The sequence below is a fragment of the Formosa sejongensis genome, assembly GCF_033447105.1.
Lineage (GTDB): Bacteria > Bacteroidota > Bacteroidia > Flavobacteriales > Flavobacteriaceae > Formosa.
The window spans coordinates 203644-226592 of sequence record NZ_JAWQUN010000005.1 but is presented as its reverse complement, the minus strand read 5'-3'; the positions used below and the strand labels follow the sequence as shown (position 1 = coordinate 226592).

Genomic DNA, 22949 nt, shown 5'->3' with positions numbered 1-22949 from the left:
AACGAAAGGCATTTTATCTTTAAAGGTGAGATAACCAGGAAAACATATTACTAAAAGCCGTATCTCTAACAGCTTTAGGAGATAAAAAGATATCATGTTGGGCATGATCGATTGGCATTAAGGTAACTTGATCTCCCAATTTTTTTCCAACACGTTTAATATCTTCAATATTCAATACAATATCGTTAGACATCGCATCTTTGGTGTATTTTTTAGTGCGAATAGATCCTGAAGAATACATTACTAAAACAGGAATTTTAATGTTGGAAACGTCTAAACTATGTTGCCCCTTTGCAATGGCTACAACCCATTTAAAGTAAGTTGGAAATCCTTTTATCGGTTTCCATTTCAGATTAAAGTCCCATTCGCCATAATAATCTTTGTGAATACTTTGTGCATAAGCAGGAGCAAGGACACCAGTTATTTTTGCGTAGTCTGATAATTTAGCAATATGTCGCGCCACAAATTGACTTACTGTTTTTTCGAATGGGGTTTGATTGAAATCTAAAAAAGGGGAGTTTAAAATTAAACCATCTACAAGATGTCGTTCTGCCCCGGAGTTCATATAACAGCTTGCCGTTAATCCACCTGTAGAATGTGCTAGCAAGTAAATCGCATTACCCTGACCTTTTATTTTGCGAAGCGTGATAGATATTTCTTCAAAATATTCTTCTAAATCTTTACAATAATTAGGGTGCTGATGTGGCAAAAGAGCTCTACCATACTTACGAAGATCGAGTGCATAAAAATCGAAATTATTTTTGTTAAACTGTTCTCCTAAATGCGGATGAAAAAAATAATCCACATAACCATGCAAATACAATATGCTTTTTCTATCTCCTGTATTGAAATTAGAAGCGGTTAAAACGGCAATAACTTCTCCTTCGTAATCCGGTTTCAGAGTAATGGTTTCACTGCTATAGTCTTTAGATAAATTCATTTTCAGGTATGCTAATCTACGTTATATTAAGAATACTAATTTAAGCATATAATGACAGAATACCCAATGTAGTAGTTTAAGGTTGTTAACCGTGTTGCTCTAATTTGAATAATTAGCGGCTTCTCAACGGACTTAAAGTAATAAAGGCTAAGGTGTAAATAAATAGCAAAATCAAATACCACGAATTACTCACCAAATCTAAATAATCTATACGCGCTTTAGAAAAGCTTAAAATCATTAAAACTTGAGCGCCATAAGGCAATAGACCCTGAGAAACACAAGAGAATATATCTAAAATTGAAGCCGTGTTTTTATTATCTAAACCGTATTCATCATTAATTGTTTTACTAATCGGACCTGCAATTATAATAGACACGGTATTATTGGCAATAGCCAAATTAATGGCACTCACTAAAGTCGCAATACCAAGCTGAGCCGATGTTTTACCTGTAATACCTTTTTTAATGTGAAGTAAAATATAATCTATACCTCCATTTTTTTCAACTAAAGCCGCAAGACCACCTGTAAGCAAGGATAGTAAAAAGATTTCTGTCATGTTTGTAAAACCATTATAACTGATTTTAGTCGCTTCTAGAAACGTAAAATCACCATAAAAAAGACCAAGAAGTCCCGCCGAAAGTGTCCCAAATAGCAAAGTAACAAACACGTTTATACCTGCAATAGACAGTATAATGACTAAAATATAAGGGAGTATTTTAATAACAGAATAATTATAAACCACGATTTCAGTGGTAGCAGATTCTAAGTCCAAACCTTGAAACAGCAATATAGCAATCGTAAATACAGCAGCAGGAATGGCAATTTTAATATTCTGTTTAAACTTATCATTCATCTTACACCCTAAGGATTGGGTGGCTGCTATAGTAGTATCCGAAATCACTGATAAATTATCGCCAAACATACTACCTCCTAATAAGGCGCCACATAAAATCGCTAAATCGGCAGTGCTTCTATCTGCAAAACTTACAACTATAGGCGCTAATGCCACTATAGAACCAACCGAAGTCCCAGAAGACACCGCTAAAAACCCAGAGATAATAAAGATCCCAGCATAAATATATTGAATCGCAATATAATCTAATCCTAGATTTACTATGGCTTCTACACTGCCTGTTTCATTTGTAATAGCTGCAAAAGCACCAGCCAGTAAATAGATTAAGCACATGGTTAAAATCTTGTCGTCACCACAGCCTTTTAAAAGTGTTTTTATTTTAGAATCTATAGATTGTCTAAACATTAAAAAGGCAACGATAATACCCATAATAACAGCAATAGGAGCAGGCAAGGCATAGAAGTCGTTCTGATAAATACCAAATCCTAAAAAGGTAAAAACAAAGACGAATAAAGGAATTAATGCTGAAAACTTAGGGGTTTGTGTATATGTCTTTGCCATGTAATATTTCATTTTAAAAGGAGAAGTAAAGCTAATAGTTAATCCAATCAATTAGCCTATCTAATGAGCGCCATACTCATTAATGCCGAAGCAAAGTCCTTTAATCGAGATTCTTGATTCAAATTTTAAGCCGGCGAAATTACTATAAAAAAGGAGATAGGTAATTCTTTAAGTCTGTTATTTTCTAGAGGAGGCTTATAGAAGGAGGGATTAGGTTTTGGGTTTTGGGAATTTTGTTCTTAGTTGAATTAACTTGGCCTCAGCCGTGCTATCGTAACATGTGCAGTGCAGTATCCGTAAAATTTTAGGCTGTCTGAGCAAAACGAATGTTGTTAATATGTAACCTAATTTTTTTAATCTTTAATATGGTAAAACAATAAAATCTAAAAGCGAGTTCCTGAAATTTAGGATGCAAACATAACATGTAGATAGCACGGGTGCAGCCTAGATTTTTTTGTTTCGTTTTTTTATCGATGAAAAAAATGAAAATAAGGATCATTTAGAACACGATTACAACATAAAAACCTTCCCCGTCACCCTATATTCATTTCAGCGTCACACAAAAAACTTTACAGAACGCATGTGCTATTCAGTAACGTCAATAGTCTTTCTGAAAACCACATGTTTTCCAGTAACCGTGAAACCATCTAAAACTATTTCATAAGTTCCTGTTACACTAGACGTGTAAAATTCGATGGTCTTAGTGTTAGAATCCATTTTTAAATTTGGCATCCATAAGAGCTGTATTCTGTAATCTGGAATATCAACAAAACTCCCATAACAGTATAATTTCTGAATTAAAAAAAAGCTTGAATACTACCGGCATAGGTAATATTAAAGCTTTTTAAATTACTATCTATATTCAGGGTTTGAAAAATTCCATCTTGTGCCGTCATCCCAAGCTTCCCTAGAATTTCCATACGCAGGATAACCGTCTTGTTCTTTTAACATTTTGGCCAAATGCATTAAGTTATAACTCATAAAGGTTGTGTTTCGATTGGTGAATTCAGAATCGTAACCCACTGGCGGATTTATTTTTTCTCCTTTCCATTGTGTATCACCATAACTAGGTCCTGGACCCACAGGTCCAATCCACCCTGCATCTGCTTGCGGCGGAATACTATACCCTAAATGTTGTAAGGCATACAACATACCCATAGCACAATGTTTAACACCATCTTCGTTTCCAGTAATAATACACCCACCAGCTTTGCCATAATATACATATTGGCCTTTATCGTTTTGGTAACCACTCATGGCGTATAAGCGCTCTATTAGCTTAGAGGCTACCGAAGAGCGTTCTCCCAACCATATTGGTGTTCCAATAACAAGGATATCTGCTGCGATTATCTTTTTATAAATATCCGGCCATTCATCTGTGTCGTGACCTTCTTCAGTAAGATCTGGCTGAACACCTGCTGGGATATCATAATCTGCCAGACGAATAGTTTCTACAGAGACACCCTCAGATTTCATGATGTCAATAGACACATCCATAAGATTACGGGTGTGACTTTTCGTTGGTGATTTCTTTAACGTACAATTTACAAATACAGCTTTTAAGTTGCTAAAATCTATTTTTTTCATGCTATTTATTTAAGTGTGATTTCTTATTACCTTCTATTTTGTAAGATATATGATGTCTATGATTCTTATTACCCCATTCCGTTTCATAATTGCCGTAAATAACTTGGTGAATTTGTATTCTAATTACTATTCTAAAAATGAGTATTAAGCCGTCTAAATTGGTTTAATTAAGATTGTATTTGCTTACTTATGGAAATAAAATATGAATTTTGTAGTCTACATTAAGAATGAAAAAAGTAATGTTTACTATACCTCAATGCATTAAAACAATTACTTTTATGCTCCTGAAACAAAATCATGTTAACCCCAAATTCATTCTCATTCATCAATCCCAATAAAGTTCCTTTTTTCTATGGTTATATAGTGCTTTTTATAGGTAGTATTGGTGTTTTAGCAAGTATTCCTGGGCAAACTGTAGGCGTTTCTGTGTTTACAGATCCTGTAAAAGATGCCTTAGGCCTAAGCCGAAATCAGTTTAGTAATGCCTATATGTTTGGAACCTTACTAAGTGCCTTTTTCGTATCTAAAGCAGGGCGGTTGTTCGACCGTTTCGGAGCGCGTTATGTTGCTTTTTTCGCGACTATAGTTTTAGGCATCTCATTAGTACTCTGTGCCGTATCTGTACAAATTAGCGAAGGGATACAATCTATACTAAACGTGAGTACATGGATTGTGCCTTTTGGAGTTATGTGTGTGTTGTTTTTTTGTATCCGATTTAGCGGACAAGGCGTCTTAACCATGGCATCCAGAAACATGATTATGTTATGGTTCGATAAAAACAGGGGGAAAGTAAATGCAATTAGTAGCGTTACCGTGTCACTAGGGTTTTCGAGTTCGCCTTTAGTGCTTAATTACCTTATCGAAAACCATGGTTGGGAACGCAGTTGGCAAATACTAGCCGCATGTTTATTTATCTTTAGTTTTGGTATCCTTCAATTTTACCGTAACAAACCAGAAGATTTTAATCTCATACCAGACGGCGTCCAAAAGACCATTAAAAAAGTAGTCGAAGCCCCTAAAAAAGTACTCAAAGATTTCACGCTAACGGAAGCCAAGAAAACACGCGGATTCTGGATGTTTGGTTTAGTATTAGCCTTTAATAGTTTCTTTGCTACAGGATTCACCTTTCATGTGGTGTCTATTTTTGCGACTCAGGGCTATAGTAAAGCACATGCCATTGCTATTTTTATTCCCATTTCTATTATAGCCTTATCGGTCTCTAATTTTTGTAATATACTAAGCGATTATATCAGTCATAAAATATACTTGTACGTCATGTTGGGTGGGGGCGTGTTAGCATCTTGCGGATTGTTATTCTTATCTAGTCCATTTGGTGTGTATGCTTTGGTGGCTGGTTTAGGATTATTAAGCGGATTATTCGCAGTTATTAACGCCGTAACCTGGCCAAGATATTATGGCCGATTACATTTGGGAGCTATTACCGGAAAAGTCATGAGCTTTTTAGTCCTTGCAAGTGCTATAGCTCCAAGTTTATTTAGCTATTGTTTTTCAACCTTCGGGTCTTACAGTTATATTGGGTATATCGCTTTGGCGTATTTGTTGTTTTTAATTGTAGGATCTGTAGCGGTTAAGAATCCGCAGTAGTGCAGACTGTTTATATGTAATACGGTGTAAGATCTTATCCAGAGCAAAGTCGAAGGATCCACTTATTCGAGAAAAAATGAACCTATAATATTCAATCAATCAACTTACTTTTTAAAATATAAGTGTTTATTTGTGTTTTAATAATAGCCAAATCATAACGAACTTGCTTTATAGCGAGTTATAATTAAGTCTTTTGTCTTATATAATAGCGAAGTAGTTTTGTTTCTTTTATCGGACAACAAATAATAATAATATACAACCTTAAAAATATATTTAAACCATGTCAGATTTTCTAACGGTACTATTAATTATGATTGGCGTAGGACTTTTATTCCTGCTTCCAACTGCTTTTATAGGCGGTAAAAAAAGTTTAATAGTTGTTACCATTGTGTTAACAGGAATTAGTTGTTTTCTGTTAATGTACGGAAAAGCACTAGGAAGTTCTTTTTCTAATAGTAATAGAACTAAGTCTTTTGATTGGGATGCGGTGCTTATGTCTCTTGCATTTGCTGCCCTATATGCTTTTATTGCCTACGGTTGTTTTTGTTTAAATCAAGTACTTAATGATATTGATGGTTATAAAATTAAACTATTAATTTGGGGCATTATATTAATTGGGTACCCAATGTATCTCATTATTAGTGCTGAGACTAGTTTACATAATATGCATAAAAAACATTATGAAAGTGAAATTATAATTGCACATCCAATAGATTTTCCAATACTTATCGATCGGTTACGGTTCTTCGATTCTAAAACAAACAAATCATCCTCTTTAAGTTCTAGATTTCTTGAAAATGATAGAATGCGGTCCAGTATAGAAGGCTTAAGTTACGAGTACGAGTTTATGCAAAGTCAGAGGTATTACACCAGATTACCCAAAATTTTAATCCCAATTGATTTTGATACTTTCGAATTGTCTTGGTATTCCGTTCCAGAACAGAAATTTTATAGGGATACCTTTTCTATCGATCAGAAGAAATTAAAAGTAGGTGAGAATTACGATAAACAATTAATTATTAGTGATATGCTTATTCACATATTACCAGGCGGACATGTAGAGCTTTTAAAAAATGAATATAGAAATTATACACATTTATACTCTTATTTTGATGTTGATTTTAAAGCTGTAGAAGGTCAATCTATAGATTCAATTTGGAAACAATATTCTCAGGTTGATTCAGAATATATCAATTATAATAATCTAAACTATGATTTCAAAATATTAAATAATGGAACAGTTGAGAAATTAACTCCAGAAGAGATCTTGGCTTTTAGTAGTGTACATACGTATGCTATTCAAGTTGAATTAATTCAAAAAGAAGATGAAGTCAATGAACTTGAGGAGATTAAAGTCATCGATTTTTATCTGAACCAATATACTCGATCTACGGAGTTTTTAAGAAAGGAAGGCACAAAACCCTTACCGAGTTTTATACAAATTGAACTTTTAAAGGATAGAGAATTTAAAGGTCGGATAGAAGTTATGTTCGATAAAAAGGAATTACTGAATCAGTTTAATGCGTTTACAACCACACCTAAAGAAGATGTATTTTTTAAGGTCACTATTAATGTTGCCGATTTAAATAAGAGTACAATAGAGTTACATTCTAAAGATGAAACATTGATGCTAAACAATTGGCATATTACAGATTGATAGGGGCGTTGCCAATATTAAAATCTGATAGTTTTAATAATTATATAGATTATTGGGGTTATTAGAAAAAAGTCCGAGTAAGCCGAAAAGGACTAAAAATTAGAAGTAGGTATTATATTAAAATTGAATTTTATGATTGTATGGTCAGGTAGAGGGTTTCTATCAATTATTGTTTTATTTGTAACATTATTTATATGCGTTTCAATCTTTTCGACTGAAAATGCTAATTATGGATTTAGTATCACAGCTTTTGTTACCGGAATTTTTAGTTGGTATTTTGGTAAAAAATGGAATACAAATAATGAAAGAATTGTAATTGATGAAAAAACAGGAGAACGATTAAAAATTAAAAATAATCACACGCTATTTTGGATACCAATGCAATATTGGGGAATAATATTTATAGCGTTTGGAATACTCATTCTTTTCCAGAGTTTTGTGATTTTGTAGTCATAGGAACGCTATTTTTAATATTTTAATAACTGCTAATTTTACTTCTAAAAACCTTAGTTCAATAACCGTATTATTTCATTAAGATACTAGTGTAACCCATTACAAAATGAATAAAATTACAATAATAGTATTGCTACTAATTTACAATGTCACATGTGCACAACAAGTAAAAGTAACAAGTACTCAACTGTCGGAACATCAAATAGATTCTGTTTTTACAGACCCAATAAAAGCCACTTTACAATTAGATTACGATATTCACAGAGTCTATGAATATAACGATAAAGCTGGTAAGCACTTTGTTGTAATGACCAAAAATCTCGTAAACTGCGAAGAACTAGAAACCTGTTACGATTCCATTAAGGCCTATTGTTATGTTTATAAAAATGACACCTTCAAACTCAAATGGAAGTGTAATGATTTTATTCTACCTAACAACTATGAATACTCCATCTCGTATTGGACAAAATACTTCGAAATAAAAGACTATGATAACGACGGTTTGGCCGATCCTATACTTGTTTATGGCACTTATGGTTTGAATGAATTCTGGGATGGTAGATTAAAAATATTGATATATTACAACAACAAAAAGAGTGTAATTAGACACCAGAACGGTATACATGATAACGAGAGATACACCCAAGTAGATTCGCAGTTTTATGACTTGCCCATAGAAATTCAGAAACGAGTAAAGATTATAATGGAAAACATTACGGAAAATGATCATGGTATTTTTCCCTACAATTGGGAAAATGATATGAAAAATAAGCAACTAAGATTTGATGAAAGCTAAAACCGATTGTCAATAACAAATAAAAAGGGTGGGAGCGTCTTACATCTTAATTTTATTCAGATAATCCTTGTATATAATAACGACGTTCTTTATTCAACACCTCGAAACCTAAAAACTTAAATAATATTTTCATGAAACATATACTGCCATTATTAGCCATTTCCATTCTAATTAGCTGTTCTCCTAGTATTTCGGTAACAACGCAAACCGTAGTTAAAGACACGGAATCCGTACCACAGGAATTAAAGATCCCATCGCAAGAAAATTTAGTCTTAGCGGTTTTATGGCAACAATCCGCTTCCGAATACAAAGCCCTGTGTTATCAAGCTTATAATCTAGCTAGAGTGCAATTAGATCAGCAGCTTTTAGAGCATAAATCGGATTTACCATTGGCAATAATAACCGATATAGACGAAACCGTCCTTGACAATAGTCCATACTCCGGTAAATTAATCCAAACAGACACCAAGTTTACTGCCGAAAATTGGAATACATGGGTCAACTTAGAATCTGCCGAACCTGTACCGGGAGCAATCGATTTCTTTAACTATGCTGCCAGTAAAAATGTCGAAATATTTTACATATCTAATCGCGAAGATCGTCAGACCCAAGCCACGATTAATAATATGATAAAACAAGGCGTACCTTTTTCCGATGCCGAACACGTATTACTGCAAACCGACACCTCAAATAAAGATGCCAGACGAAATCATGTACTAAAAACACATCGTGTGTTAATGTATATCGGAGACAGCCTTGGCGATTTTAATAGTGTTTTCGATCATAAAGACACTCCAGAGCGCCATAAACTAACCAATAGTTCAAAGTCTAAATTTGGTACCTCGTATATTGTATTACCAAATCCTATGTATGGCGCTTGGGAATATGGGTTGTATAATAAAAAACCGTATAGCATAAACGAAGTGCAAAAGGATTCCCTAAGAAAATCGAAATTAAAAGCCTATTAGCTATTTGTGTAAATAGATGCAAATCAATAATATAAAGTTGTGTTTTAAATAAATGCATCCTAAAATACCTGAAATGGCGTCATGCTGAATTTATTTCAGCATCTCACCGGAAGATATAGCATGATTCAAGAGGAATTATAATCTAAAAACGCAATAAAAAAATGGCGTTTACGGTAATCCGTAATATATAACTGTGTGAATTGATTACTTTTAGTGTTGATTAGTTGAGAGTTAAATTAATATATAAATGTTTTACGAAATTTTGACAATGATATTTTAAATAAATATAGAATTTACCTCCTCTTTTTCGAAATATATAGTTGAAAAATAAAATAAAACCTAAATTAATGAAAGAATTATTAAAAAAACCATTTGTTATTATAGTTCTACTAATAGCATTAACTTATGTAGGAATTAATATTTATAATAAAATTATTTTAGGAGATGAATATGATAAACTATATCCTGTTGGTGATACACCTTCCAATTATTTTAGTAAAGAAGATGCTGTTTACGCCTCTCAGAAATTTGTAGAATCAAGGTTAAAATCTCCAAAATCAGCAGATTTTCAACCAATGTTTCAGGCGAAAGTAGAAAGTGAAAATGATATTTACACAATAAATTCTTATGTAGATTCTCAAAATGGATTTGGAGCAATAATAAGAAGTAACTATATAGTTAAACTCAAAAGAAAGCCTAATGGGGATGTATCGTTACTTGATATTATTATAGAAAATTGATTAAAAACAACATAAATATGCTATTTATAATTATTAGGCTCTTTGATTAACGGGTTAAAATTTTGGATTTTAATGTATAAACAACAGCATAAATGCAAAATGATTTTTATATAAAGAACAGACAAAAACTTTTGTTTATGGTTAAGTAATTACCCAGCGTGTCAATTGTAAGGTTCGTTGGACTCTGTGTTTTCTTATAAATCGTAATTAAAACTTATTTACGATATCGTTTTTTTATTTTTACTAGTTCTTTAGTTTTTTAAATAGGTAGTTTATCTAATATGAATATAAAATATATATAGAACATATGTTACATATATCTTATATTTGAGAGATATAGCACATATGTGCTGTATACAATTGTTAGCTTTCATTACAGCAAACGAACCAATATCAAAGTATTTGAGAATTAATTAAGTATAAAAAACAGAAAATGAAACAAGAAGAATTCCTAGAAGACTGCCAAGGTGGTAATGAAAAAATAATTTCTTTAAACTTAAAACAGGGTTTGAATCCGAATTTTGAAATTAATGGGAATACACCTCTAAATGCAGCGATACAAGGAGATCATCTACATATAGTTAAGCTACTTATTGATGCAGGTGCAGATGTGAATTTTCCAATTACCAATAATGAAACGGCCATTTTAATGTCCGCAGCCTTTGGGAATGTTGAAATTCTTAAAATACTTATTTCTAATGGAGCGCAACCACATGATCGGGATGCTGCTAATAGTTCAGTGATATGTCGGGCATGTCAATACACTAATGCAAAATTCGTAAAAACATTATTGGACGCAGGTTTACCTATTGATGATTGTTCTCATAATTGGACCCCATTGATTCATGCCGCCTATAAAGGAAGACTTGATATTGTTGAGATGTTAATTAGTATGGGCGTAGGTATTAATATAGAAACCCAAAAAGGACAAACGGCCCTTATGTTCGCTTGCGAAGAAGGGCATGCAGAAACGGTAAAACTATTACTGGAAGCAGGTGCAGATCCAAATATTGGCGTAAATAAACAACATCATTTATATGGAGGAGGACGTCAAGCCAGCCCTCTTAATACTGCAGCTTTTTGGGGTTATACTGATATTGTACGTATGCTGTTAGCTAAAGGAGCAGACATTGAAACTTCTGGAGAAAATGATAGAAAGAACGCCTTGCACCTGAGTGCCATAGAGAAACATTATGAAGTCGTTAAAGAACTAATTGTGGCAGGTGCAGATCCGAATGTTAAAGATGGTTATGGTTCAACCATTTATAGTTTAGCTGAGGAAAATGGAGTTCTTGTTGCATTGGAAGAAGCAATAGGGGAAAATCAAAAAAATGAAACTAATGATCGAGGAGATACAGATATTTCAAAAATGGTTAATACCATTTCTTTAGCTTTAGAAAACATGAGTTTGAGTAAGACCTATGTAAATTTCCAAATAGACGAAGGTATTTGTTATTTGGTTGATGATTTAAAAAATAGAGAATTAATAGTTGAGCTGGAGGAAGACGATGGCTTTGATTTTGACATATACCATGAAAATGAGCAAGAGTACAAAACAATCATGTCGGAAGTCTTTGAGTCCCTGGAGTCAAGTAAAACACTTAAAAACAAAGAATTAACTGACTTGAAATTAACATTTATCGATCATGTCATGTAAAAAATACATTGTAGAAAAAGCAAGGATCAAATTAACGAAAAGCTAACAATATGTATAAGTAATGCGGGGAAAATGCTATATTTTAATGAATTATTAATTAATGAGCGGCAGTGTAACTTGATAGTTTGGAGCTTCGAAATACCGCACTACTCATACAAGAACCGTTATGTGTAATTCAAGATGTCTCCCGAGACAAACTGACTTTTGTAGTTAACGTTAAAGAAATTAATTTTCGAAAGAATTATATATTAAAGTATAAAATATTGAAATTAAACATTTTAAAAAAAAGTTAGTTAAAAATGATACATTGTATGAGAGATTGGATATTTATAGCGAGTATGTGCATTACTTTTACTGTAAATGGTCAAAACGTAAATAGTAAATTAGAAATTTCCATAATAAAAGAAACACTGCCGCAATTGTTAAATAATCATCCTAACTCAGCTGCAAGTTATCTTAAAGACGGTGGAATATACAAGCTAATGTACGAGACAATAAATTCAACCGCAATCCACGATACCATAGGCATTCCTGAAATATTATTAGAGCTAAATAACTTATCAGATTCTATATCAAATGTTTTGGCTAAACAAAAAATTGTAGTTCTCCTAAGTGACACTTTATTTACTTATAAATATTCCCCAAAGATTATTGATTACAAAGCCGAATATTCAGATACAATAGATTTGAATACACCTGAGAGTTGGGAGAACACTAAAAATGATTTAATTGAAGTCTTTCAGACAAATTATATAAATAGTGGACTTGAGAATCCGGTTGACTTGGAGTTTATTGATCTAATCTATGATCAAATTCAATTGAAATCCTCCGATGAAAAAATAGGTCTGAATGATTTAAACAACTCTTATTATGAATATAAGAATGACCTAGATTCAAGTTCAAATGAAGATTTAATATTCCATGGCATACGACTTTACAAACCTGTTTTTAATAAAAATATGGATAAAGCCTGTTATTTATTCTCTTACGAAGCTAGCAATGGTCCGTTTCGAGTATTTGTGTTTGTTGAAAAACATGAGGGACATTGGGTATATATCGAAAAATATGGAAGCCATCATATTGATTCTAATCAAAATTGGTTTAAGTAGTCAAATAAGATACACATAATTACGTAGACGGCTCCAACTAAAATAGCTGGAGTACGCCTCTCACACTACCCATAAGGGACTTGCACCCTCTAGATTAATTATATACCTTTCGGTAAATCAAAAGATGCCCATGCTGGGTACACACACTATATAAAAAACATAGGGCGTTTGTGCTAAACTAAGGTTTGTGAATATTAATTAAGTCCGCTAAATATAAAATTTAGCGTTTAAGAGAAACTAAACCACCCTGCACTTTCAGTGCAGGGTGGTTTAGTTTCCAGTGTTAAGGTTGTTTTTTTGCCCGCCTTTACGATAGTCTTTCAAGCTAATGGTAACGGTTTTATCAGTTCTGTTGAGCGCTAAAATGCGATGGTTGCTAATAGCTGTTTTATGGGTATATCTCCCCAGATATTCAATCACATATTTTGGACTTCTAAAACATATAAAAGCGCATCATGCTGAACGCGTTTTAATATCTCACCGGAAGATATAGCATGATTCAAGAGGAAATGTAATATAAAAACGCAATAAAAAAAATAGCGTTTACGGTAATCCGTAATATATAACTGTGTGAATTGATTACTTTTAGAGTGGATTAAAAATGAAACTTCGTGAACATTACAAAATATAAAGAGTTTATTAGAGAATTCCCCTATTTAAACCAATCGTTTGATATTAAAAAACAGAATTGGAAAATTGAGTCTCAACAACAAAAAATTGATCAGATTTTTAACGAAAGTGAGATTATTACTTTAAACAGATTTGATCTATTTAATTCAAAATTCGATTTAGAAAACTTCATATTTAAAACGCTAATGTGGGGGTATCCGACAAAAGGTAGAGGGAAAAATATTGAAAATATGCTTGAAGTTAAAAATTTAGAGCATCTTATAAATATTCTTGAGAATTATCGAGATAGTGAAATTTCGATTAAGCAATTAAAAGATGATTTAAAGTCTTTACCAGGTTTAGGGCTTTCGACTCTTACGAAATTTGCTTACTTTTTAAACTCAACTATAAACGGTAACAAAGCAGTAATTTTTGATATACAAATAATTGAGGCTATTAACACTGGTCGTTTTGAGGAATTTAATCACTTAAAAGGAATAACATATGGAAATGCACCTAAACGTTATCCTGAATTTTTAAAGACAATAAATGAATTATCTAAATCAATAAATGCAGAGCCTGATCAAATTGAAATGTTTTTGTTCACTTTTGGAAGAAGATTATCAGAAGTAATAGGAGAAGAGTGTTATGATTAATATAAAAAAATGAGAATATTTATTTTACTAGTACTTTTTAGTTTTTCAATGGGTTATTCACAAACAGCGGAATATGGAAAATTATCTGAAAAATCTAATTATAAAGTTTACCTAACTAAAACCGGAGATTCTTTAAAAGTTGGTGATACTTTAACGATTGGAATTCCAACATCTGATTTAGGATTTACTTATATTACACAAGGAGGACAAAGAGTTTCAAATAGCTTAGCGGACAAAAAAGTTATTGTACATAAACTAAAAACTTATGGATCTGCAAAAAGCGGATATAAAATGTATGTGCTATTTAAGGGTTATGGTATTAATGTTTTTATTGATTATGATACGGCTTTGGAGCTTGGTGAAATAAATAATCCGAATAAAAAATTAACAAAAACCGAAGCTATTAATAAATTAAAGGAAGGAAAAGATTTATTAGATTTAGAATTAATAACACAGGATGATTATGACAAATTAAAATCTGAATTGACACCATTAATTATAAATTAAAAAAAGCAGTAAGATCCAGACCTACAAACCGGAAACCATTCTTATTATAAGAAAGTAGGATGTGTTTATAACTCCTCCTAAATAAAGGTTTTCTATTTTTGATTACATAAACAATAGCACAAATGCAAAATGATTTTTATATAAAGAACAGACAAAAACTATTGTTTATGGTTAAGGAATTACATAAACGTGGTTATGGGAACTTGAGAGTATTTCCATCCATTGCTCCAAATGGCTTGGTTTGGCGTTGTAAATTCATTAACCAAACAAAAGAATACGATTTTATCGCTTCTTTATGGTTTGAGAATCATGAAAATAAAGATTATCAAGTAGAAATTAAATTATCTCCAATAGAATTAGCTGATTATTTTATAAATGAAAATCATAGTTTTATTGAACATTGCAAAGTAAAAAATCAAGAATACGAAAAATGGTTCGATCAAATGGTTGAAGGTCTAAAGGAGGAAGAAATACCATATTCTACTGATGTCGGAGAACGCTTTTTTATTTGCGACTATTGGTTAACGAATAAAAACAAAGAAATTAAAACGTTGCTCAACGAAAAAGAATTTTATACCTATTAAATTAAAATGGATGAACTCAAAGCAATAAAAGCTAATCTGAAAACTGGAGAAGAATGCTTAAAAGACAATGGACAAAATACAAACTATAATTTATTAGACTTTTGGCGTTGGAGTGTTTCAGACATTTTAAGTAATGCAACACGCGGAAGATTTGCAGAGTTTGTTGTTGGCACTGCAATTGAAATAAACCCGGAAAACTTAAGAGTAGAATGGGATGCTTATGACATATTAACAAAAGACGGAACAAAAATAGAAGTAAAATCGGCAGCTTATATTCAAAGTTGGGATCAAAAGAAATTTTCTAATATTTCATTTTCTATCAAATCTGCAAGAAGTTGGGAAGGAGAAAATAATATGCAACGTGGAGAACGAAAAAGACACGCTGATCTTTATGTTTTCTGTCATTTAAAACATAAAGTCAAAAAAACAATTGATCCATTAAAAATGGAACAATGGGATTTTTATATATTACCAACATACAGACTTGACAACTATAAAAGAAGTCAAAGTTCCATCACAATTAATTCACTTATAAAATTAGCGAATCCCAAAAGATACAGTGAATTAAAAAGTGAAATAGCGAATGCATCTAAAGAACAAAAAAAATACATCGAACAAAGTAGTATTTAAGAATTATCTACTCCCCACCAACAAGACTTTCCAAAGCATAAAACAAACGATTTTTAGCATTCGCTTGCGATCCAAAAATCGAACGAAACAATACACCCTGTTCCGAAATAAGCACCCATTGTGGTGTCCCTTCAGCCTCAAACTGATCGTACACCTGATGCTCTCGGTCTATATAAATAGGAAACGGAATCTCGCCGCTAGTAAACACACTTTTTATATTGGCTTTGTTACCTTCTCGGTTTTTAAAATCGGCATGAATCCCTAATACCTGAATAGAAGGGAAAGTCTGCATAAATTCATAAGCCAAGGGGATAGCACGTCCCGTACAACCCAAACAATCGTTATTATAAATAATAAGCAACAAGATCTTATCCTGGTAAGCCGATATTAAATCTACAGCATTGCCATCTAAATCTAAAACAGGTATGGATTGTATTTGAGTATTCATGTTTTTCTGGTTTTATAAGCAGCTGTAAATGTATAAATTTAAGAATGTAATAGCAGGTGTTCTAGAGTAGAGTATTGGTGATAAAGATGTTGTGGGGAGCTATAAATTAGTCTTTTGTTACCACAGAAACGCCCCAATCAGCAATAGATTGAATGACCGGAATTAAGGTTTTACCAAAATCGGTTAACGCATATTCTACTTTTAAAGGCGGTTTAGAGGTGTATACTTTTCGTTTTATTACGCCATCTTCTTCTAAGGTTTTTAGCTGTAAACTTAAGGTGCGCTCGGTAACCGTCGGCATTTTTTTACGCAATGCGTTGTATCTAAACGGACCGTCAATTAAATGATACAATATCACGGTTTTCCATTTTCCTCCAATAACGCCCATGGTTAAACTCGCACAACAGGGGTACTCCTTACCTTTAAATATATACATGATTTTTGGATTTAAAAGGCAAAGATAAAATACTATACATAAGTACACAACTATATTTTTTATAGTAAATATTTTAATTTGTAAAACACCGTAAATAAGCACTTTATTAAAAATAGTTTATACTATCCTTTTTGACCGTTATTGCGAAATATAAATACTATACATACTTTTGTCACTATAAAAATGATAGTATAACTTATACACTATAAAAATGAATTTACAAGATACCCTAAACTGGAGATACACAACTAAAGAATTTGATACAAGCAAGAAGATATCGGAAGCAGATATGACCCAAGTCAAAAATTTATTACGCATGAGTCCTTCAAGCGTCAACCTTCAACCTTGGCATTTTATCATTGCAGAAACTACAGAAGGAAAAGCACGTATGGCAAAAGGAACACAAGGTTTTTTTAAATTTAACGAACCTAAAGTCACCAATGCCTCAGTTGTAGTCTTGTTTTGTTCAAAAATTGACGCAGACGACGACTATTTTAAACATATAGCAGATACAGAAGATAAAAATGGAAGATTTCCAAATGAAGATATAAAAAACGGATTTTTAGGTGCTGTAAAGGCCTTTGCTGGGATCCATAAATACGATTTAAAAGATCTTCAACATTGGATGGAAAAGCAAGTGTATTTAAATATTGGAAGTTTCTTATTGGGAGTTGCAAGTTTACATATTGATGCCACACCAATGGAAGGAATAGATGTAAAAGCGTTAGACGAAGAATTCGGATTAAGAGCAAAAGGGTATACGGCATTGGTGGCTGTATCTTTAGGATACAGAGCAGCATCTGATTTCAATTCAACCGATAAAACACCAAAATCTAGACTGGAAGCAAGTGAAATTATTACAATTATTTAAGTTCTAGATCAATAGCGCCCTAAACGATTACCCTCTTTTTTTTTAAAGATTTGCCACTGCTTACTGTATGGAATTAGTTTTACTTAGGCAGGTACTTTTTTTATATATCTTAAATTTTGTTTTTTTTGGTTGGCCTATCGAAATTTTATCGTAAAATTTTAAGAGAAGACACCGTAAAATTTAAGGCTGTTTGAGCTAAACGAATTATTTTAATTAAAATATAAATACTAAAGCGAGTTCCTTAAATTTAGGAGTCAATCGATAAATTTAGATACAATTTCGTAAGCCTAGATTTTTTTGTTTCGTTTTTTTATCAATGAAAAAAATGAAAATATGAATTATGTTAAAAACGATTACATCATTAAAAACCTCCCCCGTCACCCTGAATTTATTTCAGGGTCACACATAAAACACATCACAACACAATTAGTAATTAGATTGCTTCAATTTTAGTTCTTAATAAGCGGTCTGAATACGTACGCTGGTTTTTGGTCTTGGGTTTTAGTATTTAGGAAGTTTAAGCGTTTTAGAATTTTGTTAAACTGGCCATAGCCTTGTTATCGTAACATGAACGGGGTAGTTTCATGGTCAAACAAAAACATTAAACTATCTAAAAACACCAATAGTAAGCAAACGGCCTATCGAAAAGGTATCGTAAAATTTGAAGAGAAGACACCGTAAGATTTAAGGCTGTTTGAGCTAAACGGATTATTTTATTTAAAATATAAATGCTTTAGCGAGTTCCTTAAATTTAGGAGTCAATCGATAAATTTAGATACAATTTCGTAAGCCTAGATTTTTTTGTTTCGTTTTTTTATCAATGAAAAAAATGAAAATAATTATCATTTAGAACACGATTACAACTTAAAAACTTTCCCGTCACCCTGAATTCATTTCAGGGTCACACACAAAAGATCTCATTACACAAATAATAATTAGATTGTTTCAATTTTAGTTCTTAATAAGCAATCTGAATACGTACGTAGATTTGTTTAATGGTTTTAGTATTAAGGATACAAGCATAACATGTAGATAGCACGGGTGCAGCCTAGACTTTTTTGTCTAGGTTTATCCAGAGCGTAGTCGAAGGATCTGCTAATGAAAAAAAGTAAAGAGAAACACTATATCATCTATAATCATGTAAAACCTAAACTATTTTAAAATGTGTCTCCATAACATAATTATAAAGATCAATCCGCTTAGGTTCTATCTTTATAAAGAACTCTAAAAAAAATACTACATTGCAGATATTCTCTTTAGGAGATCTCAAACCAAAGACCATATGGAATACCTACTTTCTATTGTTATTATCATTTTATTACTCATCCAAAAGGCTAAAACCAATAAAAATAGTAGACGTTTACAGGAAGATATCGATACGCTTAACGCTAAGTTAGATACGCTTCAAGAGTTCTTAAAAACAGATCAGCCATCTAAAACGAGTACAGAGGAACCTCTTGAAGTCGTGGTTAAAGACACTACGCAGTTACCTTTAGAAGTCAAGACTCCGGAACCAACGGTTACAGAACCAACGCCCAAAGAGGCATATATTCCAATGTATACTGCAGTCACAAAATTATCTAATAAAGATATCACCGTTATTAAAGATATATTAGAAACGGCTACACAAACAGCAGATTCTGAAAGACTAACAGCATTGCGTACTAAGTTAATAAAGGTGTTAGGATTAGAAGGCATTGAAGTCGGTTCTGCCAATACATTTATACAAACCATAATTAGTGATTACGATTACTACGCAGCACAGGCAATTACTGAAACGTCTTCTATTGAAGACACTACCGAAACTGAGAGTCCAGCATCTATTTTAGAGGCTACAAATTCAGTATTAAGCACAGAGCCAGAATCAACAGAAATACAAGAACCAAAACCTTCACTATGGGAACGTTTTAAACAGAAAAACCCTGATTTAGAGAAGTTCATTGGGGAGAACCTAATTAATAAAATTGGTATTCTAATTCTAGTATTAGGAATTAGTTATTTTGTGAAATTCGCTATCGATAAAGATTGGATTAACGAACCTGCTCGTGTAGGTATTGGTGTTTTAGCAGGGAGTTTAGTACTGTTTATCGCTCATAAATTACGACAGAAGTATGCACCATTTAGTTCGGTGCTTGTGGCCGGAGCCATTGCAATCTTTTATTTTACCATTGCCATTGCGTTTCACGAATACAAACTCTTTAGTCAAGAAGTTGCCTTTGGCATTATGGTGATTATTACTGCGTTTAGTTGTTTAATATCCTTGTCTTATAGCCGTATGGAACTCGCTATACTATCCCTAATTGGTGGGTTTTTAGTACCATTTATGGTAAGTACAGGCAGCGGAAATTATGTGGTTTTGTTTACCTATATCGCCATTTTAGATATCGGAATATTAACCTTAGCCTATTTTAAGAAATGGCAATTACTACATACGCTAGCTTTTGCATTTACTATGGTATTGTTTGGAGCTTGGGTGTTTAAGGATATATATAGCGACGCACCGCATTATAGAGGCGCTCTAATGTTTGGGTTTATATTCTATATTATTTTCATTATAATGACTGTTATAAACAATTTACGATCTAAAGGTAGTTTTACAAACATGCAATTATCGATGCTTACCATAAATAATGTGGTGTTTTATGGCATTGGTATGCTGGTTTTAGCAGATTATAAACCACAATATACCGGTGTTTTTACAGCATTTTTAGCGCTATTAAATATGGGGTATTCGGTACTCTTATTTAAGAAATTCGGATTAGATAAACGAGGTATTTATCTGTTAATTGGGCTGAGTTTAACCTTTATTACATTGGCAATTCCTGTGCAGTTTTCCGGTTATAGTATTACCATATTCTGGGCTGTAGAGGCTGTAATGCTCCTTTGGCTATCTCAGAAATCGCAAATTAAAAGCTATCGTTTTGCTGCGGTTATTGTACAGACTTTAATGCTTGGTAGTTTGGTAATGGATTGGGAGGTGTATTTTACAACTTCAGACTTAGATGTTGTTGTCAATCCTATTTTTATGGCGGGTATTTTAGTGGTTGCATCGTTTGTTGGGGTAAACTTATTATTACGAAAGGACACCGAAAAGGTCTCTCAATTTGGATTAACATTTAACCCGATATTTTATAGAAACCTAACTCGTAATTTGGCTGTTATTACAGGATATTTTGTAGGACTGGCCGAAGTGATTTATCAGTCGTTACAGTATGTCGAATTTAACGATGCTTTAGCCATTTTAGTACTATATCATATTGTATTTACAGCGGTGCTTTGTTTCGTATTGTACAGACACAAATCGGTTAAATCCGTTAAAATCATTAATATTATAGCGGTGGTAAACATTCTTGCATTTGCGTTTGTGTTTTTTCAGATTCCGTATTTAGAAATAGAAGACAATATTGTTTACGATCATGATTATAGTATCGCCTATTATTTACATATGGTGTGCTTAATCTTTATGGTGTATTTCTGGACTTTAATATATCGTACGAACAGCGGTAAGAAAGTATTTGCCCTCTTTAATCATAAATTGGCGCTATGGTTTGCTGTTTTTGTATTGGTACTTATTACGAGTTCCGAAGTGATTCTACAGGGCTTGCATTTCATGGCCTTCCCCTCAATTCCAGACCAGATAGGCAGCACTTACGAGATGTTCGACACAGCACAGTATAAGATTATAAAAACAGGACTGCCTGTGCTATGGGGAATCTTAGCTTTTGTATTGCTGCTATGGGGCATAAAGAAACAACTAAAGCACTTACGCATTATAGCACTGTCCCTTTTAGGATTGACTATTGTTAAGCTGTTTGTATACGATATTAGTAATGTCTCTGAAACCGGAAAGATTATTGCATTTATACTATTAGGTGTTCTTATTCTAATCATTTCGTTTATATATCAAAAAATTAAAGTTCTAGTCACCGATGAAGATAAAACTCCCGAAAATGAAAACTTGGATTAAACTATTACTGATGCTTAGTGTGGTTTCGGCTTTTGGTCAGGATGACACTGTAACCGGCAAAATAGATGCTGTAAGTACAGACGGTTTACGTCTTATTCCTATTCCGCATACCGTGCGTTCTTATGCCACACCTAATATGCGTGACCTTAGGATTTGGGATGCTAACGGAAATCAAGTGCCTTATTTTATACAACCAGAGACAGCCTATACCCATACAACGGTTTCAAATTTCACAGCATTTGCTATTATTTCGAATACTCGGATAGCAGATAGTAGTGCAACCTATATTTTTAAAAACCCTAATGCAACGATTAAACAAGCAGTGCTTAATATTGCTAATTATCAAGGTGTTAAAAATTATAAATTAGAAGGGAGTCATGATAAGAATAAATGGTTTGGTATTGTAAATAACGGTACACTCCAAGACTTAAATCACCCTGAAGAGACTAGTGTATTTAAGGTGATTGAGTTCCCTATTTGTAATTATCCCTATCTTAAATTGGTGTTCGACGATCGCTATTCCTTGCCTTTAAATCTCTTAAAAATAGGTGAAGCAACGGCCGAAACGGTGCAATTGGTACCAGTAATTATGGAAGAAATCCAAGTAGATTCTATTGCTTTTTCTGAAGCAGATAAGACCACACAAATCCATATGAGTTTTAAACGCCAAGAAATCATCAATCAGTTGAAGCTAGATATTACGAGTCCTGATTTGTATAGCCGAACCGCAACTTTATATACTTTGGGAGAACGTGAGGTGAATCGTGTTAAGGAAACTTACCGACAGAACATCACAACCTTTGAGCTGAGATCTGATCGTCCGCTAGTTTTCAACATTCCAACCACCATAGCACAAGAGGTCTATTTAGAAATTGAAAATAAAGACAACCCTAAATTGCAAATAACAGGCATTCAGATTATGCAGAAACCAGTGTATGTAGTTGCTAGTTTAAAGGCGAAACAACCCTATACCATTACAGCTGGTAACACGGATTTAGCTGCTCCAGATTATGATATTTCGGAGGTAACCAATACATTAAAACAGGCATTACCCATTGCTGAAATAAGTACTATTACCTATATAGCTCCCGAGAATGAAGCAGCTGTTAAAACATCCTTATGGCAACAACCGTGGTTTATGTGGTGTTGCATTGGTTTTGCTGCTCTAATCATTTTGTATTATGGGTTTAACTTAATCAAGGACATGAATACCGATAATAAGTAAATGGTGACTATAAATTATGGTCTAAAATACACTTAAAAATATCTAGGTAGGAAGGATGTCAATGTGTGTTTTAAGAATACTTTGTTTTAA

General features: G+C 32.9%; 21 protein-coding genes and 1 pseudogene. 15 read left to right on the top strand and 7 right to left on the bottom strand.

Annotated elements, in window-relative coordinates:
- Positions 1-19: 19 nt before the first annotated feature.
- From R6X41_RS08035 to R6X41_RS08020, 4 genes are all read right to left on the bottom strand, one after another.
- Positions 20-940, bottom strand: a complete 921-nt coding sequence (locus tag R6X41_RS08035; RefSeq protein WP_318499096.1) for an alpha/beta hydrolase — start codon at positions 938-940, stop codon at positions 20-22.
- Positions 941-1052: 112 nt separating this feature from the next.
- Entirely contained in the window at positions 1053-2354 is a 1302-nt protein-coding gene (locus R6X41_RS08030) for a Na+/H+ antiporter NhaC family protein (RefSeq protein WP_318499094.1), read from the bottom strand.
- A gap of 585 nt (positions 2355-2939) precedes the next feature.
- Complete coding sequence (locus tag R6X41_RS08025; RefSeq protein ID WP_318499092.1) at positions 2940-3086, bottom strand: hypothetical protein; 147 nt, start codon at positions 3084-3086, stop codon at positions 2940-2942.
- Positions 3087-3206: 120 nt separating this feature from the next.
- Complete coding sequence (locus R6X41_RS08020; protein ID WP_318499090.1) at positions 3207-3941, bottom strand: flavodoxin family protein; 735 nt, start codon at positions 3939-3941, stop codon at positions 3207-3209.
- Positions 3942-4238: 297 nt separating this feature from the next.
- Here R6X41_RS08020 and R6X41_RS08015 point away from each other — a divergent pair, with 297 nt between their 5' ends.
- The 8 genes from R6X41_RS08015 (at position 4239) to R6X41_RS07980 (ending at position 12926) form a co-directional block, all read left to right on the top strand.
- Positions 4239-5546 (top strand): MFS transporter, encoded by a 1308-nt coding sequence (locus R6X41_RS08015; RefSeq protein ID WP_318499088.1) that lies wholly within the window; start codon positions 4239-4241, stop codon positions 5544-5546.
- A 280-nt stretch (positions 5547-5826) separates the two neighbouring features.
- Positions 5827-7203, top strand: a complete 1377-nt coding sequence (locus R6X41_RS08010; protein ID WP_318499086.1) for a hypothetical protein — start codon at positions 5827-5829, stop codon at positions 7201-7203.
- A 132-nt stretch (positions 7204-7335) separates the two neighbouring features.
- Positions 7336-7653: a hypothetical protein gene (locus tag R6X41_RS08005; protein WP_318499085.1), complete on the top strand. Its 318-nt coding sequence runs from the start codon at positions 7336-7338 to the stop codon at positions 7651-7653.
- Positions 7654-7762: 109 nt separating this feature from the next.
- Positions 7763-8452, top strand: coding sequence for a M949_RS01915 family surface polysaccharide biosynthesis protein (locus tag R6X41_RS08000; RefSeq protein ID WP_318499083.1), 690 nt, complete (start codon positions 7763-7765; stop codon positions 8450-8452).
- 131 nt (positions 8453-8583) lie between these two features.
- Positions 8584-9420, top strand: a complete 837-nt coding sequence (locus tag R6X41_RS07995) for a 5'-nucleotidase, lipoprotein e(P4) family (protein ID WP_318499081.1) — start codon at positions 8584-8586, stop codon at positions 9418-9420.
- A 347-nt stretch (positions 9421-9767) separates the two neighbouring features.
- Positions 9768-10160 (top strand): hypothetical protein, encoded by a 393-nt coding sequence (locus tag R6X41_RS07990; protein WP_318499079.1) that lies wholly within the window; start codon positions 9768-9770, stop codon positions 10158-10160.
- A gap of 433 nt (positions 10161-10593) precedes the next feature.
- Entirely contained in the window at positions 10594-11817 is a 1224-nt protein-coding gene (locus R6X41_RS07985) for an ankyrin repeat domain-containing protein (RefSeq protein ID WP_318499077.1), read from the top strand.
- Between the two features lie 311 nt (positions 11818-12128).
- Positions 12129-12926 (top strand): hypothetical protein, encoded by a 798-nt coding sequence (locus R6X41_RS07980; RefSeq protein ID WP_318499075.1) that lies wholly within the window; start codon positions 12129-12131, stop codon positions 12924-12926.
- Positions 12927-13211: 285 nt separating this feature from the next.
- On the opposite strand, the pseudogene R6X41_RS07975 reads toward R6X41_RS07980, so the two are convergent.
- Positions 13212-13364: pseudogene (locus tag R6X41_RS07975) on the bottom strand (transposase); the annotation flags it as partial.
- 173 nt (positions 13365-13537) lie between these two features.
- Between R6X41_RS07975 and R6X41_RS07970 the strand changes: the two are divergent.
- The 4 genes from R6X41_RS07970 to R6X41_RS07955 all read left to right on the top strand — a co-directional run bounded on the left by R6X41_RS07970 (position 13538) and on the right by R6X41_RS07955 (position 15912).
- A complete protein-coding gene (locus tag R6X41_RS07970) occupies positions 13538-14191 on the top strand; it encodes an 8-oxoguanine DNA glycosylase OGG fold protein (RefSeq protein WP_318499073.1) in 654 nt (217 codons plus the stop codon).
- A 9-nt stretch (positions 14192-14200) separates the two neighbouring features.
- The gene (locus R6X41_RS07965; RefSeq protein WP_318499071.1) at positions 14201-14698 is read left to right on the top strand and encodes a hypothetical protein; all 498 of its coding nucleotides are present in this window, start codon (positions 14201-14203) and stop codon (positions 14696-14698) included.
- Between the two features lie 167 nt (positions 14699-14865).
- On the top strand, positions 14866-15282 hold the full coding sequence (locus tag R6X41_RS07960) for a hypothetical protein (RefSeq protein WP_318499069.1): 417 nt from the start codon (positions 14866-14868) through the stop codon (positions 15280-15282).
- 6 nt (positions 15283-15288) lie between these two features.
- Positions 15289-15912, top strand: a complete 624-nt coding sequence (locus R6X41_RS07955; protein ID WP_318499068.1) for a hypothetical protein — start codon at positions 15289-15291, stop codon at positions 15910-15912.
- A gap of 7 nt (positions 15913-15919) precedes the next feature.
- Here R6X41_RS07955 and R6X41_RS07950 read toward each other — a convergent pair whose 3' ends face one another.
- Both R6X41_RS07950 and R6X41_RS07945 read right to left on the bottom strand, forming a co-directional pair.
- Positions 15920-16360 (bottom strand): TlpA family protein disulfide reductase, encoded by a 441-nt coding sequence (locus tag R6X41_RS07950; RefSeq protein WP_318499066.1) that lies wholly within the window; start codon positions 16358-16360, stop codon positions 15920-15922.
- A 106-nt stretch (positions 16361-16466) separates the two neighbouring features.
- Complete coding sequence (locus R6X41_RS07945) at positions 16467-16796, bottom strand: winged helix-turn-helix transcriptional regulator (RefSeq protein WP_318499064.1); 330 nt, start codon at positions 16794-16796, stop codon at positions 16467-16469.
- A gap of 211 nt (positions 16797-17007) precedes the next feature.
- Here R6X41_RS07945 and nfsB point away from each other — a divergent pair, with 211 nt between their 5' ends.
- The 3 genes from nfsB (at position 17008) to R6X41_RS07930 (ending at position 22859) form a co-directional block, all read left to right on the top strand.
- Complete coding sequence (nfsB, locus tag R6X41_RS07940; RefSeq protein ID WP_318499062.1) at positions 17008-17667, top strand: oxygen-insensitive NAD(P)H nitroreductase; 660 nt, start codon at positions 17008-17010, stop codon at positions 17665-17667.
- Between the two features lie 1282 nt (positions 17668-18949).
- A complete protein-coding gene (locus tag R6X41_RS07935) occupies positions 18950-21634 on the top strand; it encodes a DUF2339 domain-containing protein (protein WP_318499060.1) in 2685 nt (894 codons plus the stop codon).
- Positions 21618-22859, top strand: a complete 1242-nt coding sequence (locus R6X41_RS07930; protein ID WP_318499058.1) for a DUF3999 family protein — start codon at positions 21618-21620, stop codon at positions 22857-22859. The genes R6X41_RS07935 and R6X41_RS07930 overlap by 17 nt, the downstream gene beginning before the upstream one ends.
- Positions 22860-22949 lie beyond the last annotated feature (90 nt).

What these genes read in the sequence shown, in the direction of transcription:
- R6X41_RS08035 (WP_318499096.1), bottom strand. Translation starts at nt 940, where the DNA reads ATGAATTTATCTAAAGACTATAGCAGTGAAACCATTACTCTGAAACCG.
- R6X41_RS08030 (WP_318499094.1), bottom strand. Translation starts at nt 2,354, where the DNA reads ATGGCAAAGACATATACACAAACCCCTAAGTTTTCAGCATTAATTCCT.
- R6X41_RS08025 (WP_318499092.1), bottom strand. Translation starts at nt 3,086, where the DNA reads ATGCCAAATTTAAAAATGGATTCTAACACTAAGACCATCGAATTTTAC.
- R6X41_RS08020 (WP_318499090.1), bottom strand. Translation starts at nt 3,941, where the DNA reads ATGAAAAAAATAGATTTTAGCAACTTAAAAGCTGTATTTGTAAATTGT.
- R6X41_RS08015 (WP_318499088.1), top strand. Translation starts at nt 4,239, where the DNA reads ATGTTAACCCCAAATTCATTCTCATTCATCAATCCCAATAAAGTTCCT.
- R6X41_RS08010 (WP_318499086.1), top strand. Translation starts at nt 5,827, where the DNA reads ATGTCAGATTTTCTAACGGTACTATTAATTATGATTGGCGTAGGACTT.
- R6X41_RS08005 (WP_318499085.1), top strand. Translation starts at nt 7,336, where the DNA reads ATGATTGTATGGTCAGGTAGAGGGTTTCTATCAATTATTGTTTTATTT.
- R6X41_RS08000 (WP_318499083.1), top strand. Translation starts at nt 7,763, where the DNA reads ATGAATAAAATTACAATAATAGTATTGCTACTAATTTACAATGTCACA.
- R6X41_RS07995 (WP_318499081.1), top strand. Translation starts at nt 8,584, where the DNA reads ATGAAACATATACTGCCATTATTAGCCATTTCCATTCTAATTAGCTGT.
- R6X41_RS07990 (WP_318499079.1), top strand. Translation starts at nt 9,768, where the DNA reads ATGAAAGAATTATTAAAAAAACCATTTGTTATTATAGTTCTACTAATA.
- R6X41_RS07985 (WP_318499077.1), top strand. Translation starts at nt 10,594, where the DNA reads ATGAAACAAGAAGAATTCCTAGAAGACTGCCAAGGTGGTAATGAAAAA.
- R6X41_RS07980 (WP_318499075.1), top strand. Translation starts at nt 12,129, where the DNA reads ATGAGAGATTGGATATTTATAGCGAGTATGTGCATTACTTTTACTGTA.
- R6X41_RS07965 (WP_318499071.1), top strand. Translation starts at nt 14,201, where the DNA reads ATGAGAATATTTATTTTACTAGTACTTTTTAGTTTTTCAATGGGTTAT.
- R6X41_RS07960 (WP_318499069.1), top strand. Translation starts at nt 14,866, where the DNA reads ATGGTTAAGGAATTACATAAACGTGGTTATGGGAACTTGAGAGTATTT.
- R6X41_RS07955 (WP_318499068.1), top strand. Translation starts at nt 15,289, where the DNA reads ATGGATGAACTCAAAGCAATAAAAGCTAATCTGAAAACTGGAGAAGAA.
- R6X41_RS07950 (WP_318499066.1), bottom strand. Translation starts at nt 16,360, where the DNA reads ATGAATACTCAAATACAATCCATACCTGTTTTAGATTTAGATGGCAAT.
- R6X41_RS07945 (WP_318499064.1), bottom strand. Translation starts at nt 16,796, where the DNA reads ATGTATATATTTAAAGGTAAGGAGTACCCCTGTTGTGCGAGTTTAACC.
- nfsB (WP_318499062.1), top strand. Translation starts at nt 17,008, where the DNA reads ATGAATTTACAAGATACCCTAAACTGGAGATACACAACTAAAGAATTT.
- R6X41_RS07935 (WP_318499060.1), top strand. Translation starts at nt 18,950, where the DNA reads ATGGAATACCTACTTTCTATTGTTATTATCATTTTATTACTCATCCAA.
- R6X41_RS07930 (WP_318499058.1), top strand. Translation starts at nt 21,618, where the DNA reads ATGAAAACTTGGATTAAACTATTACTGATGCTTAGTGTGGTTTCGGCT.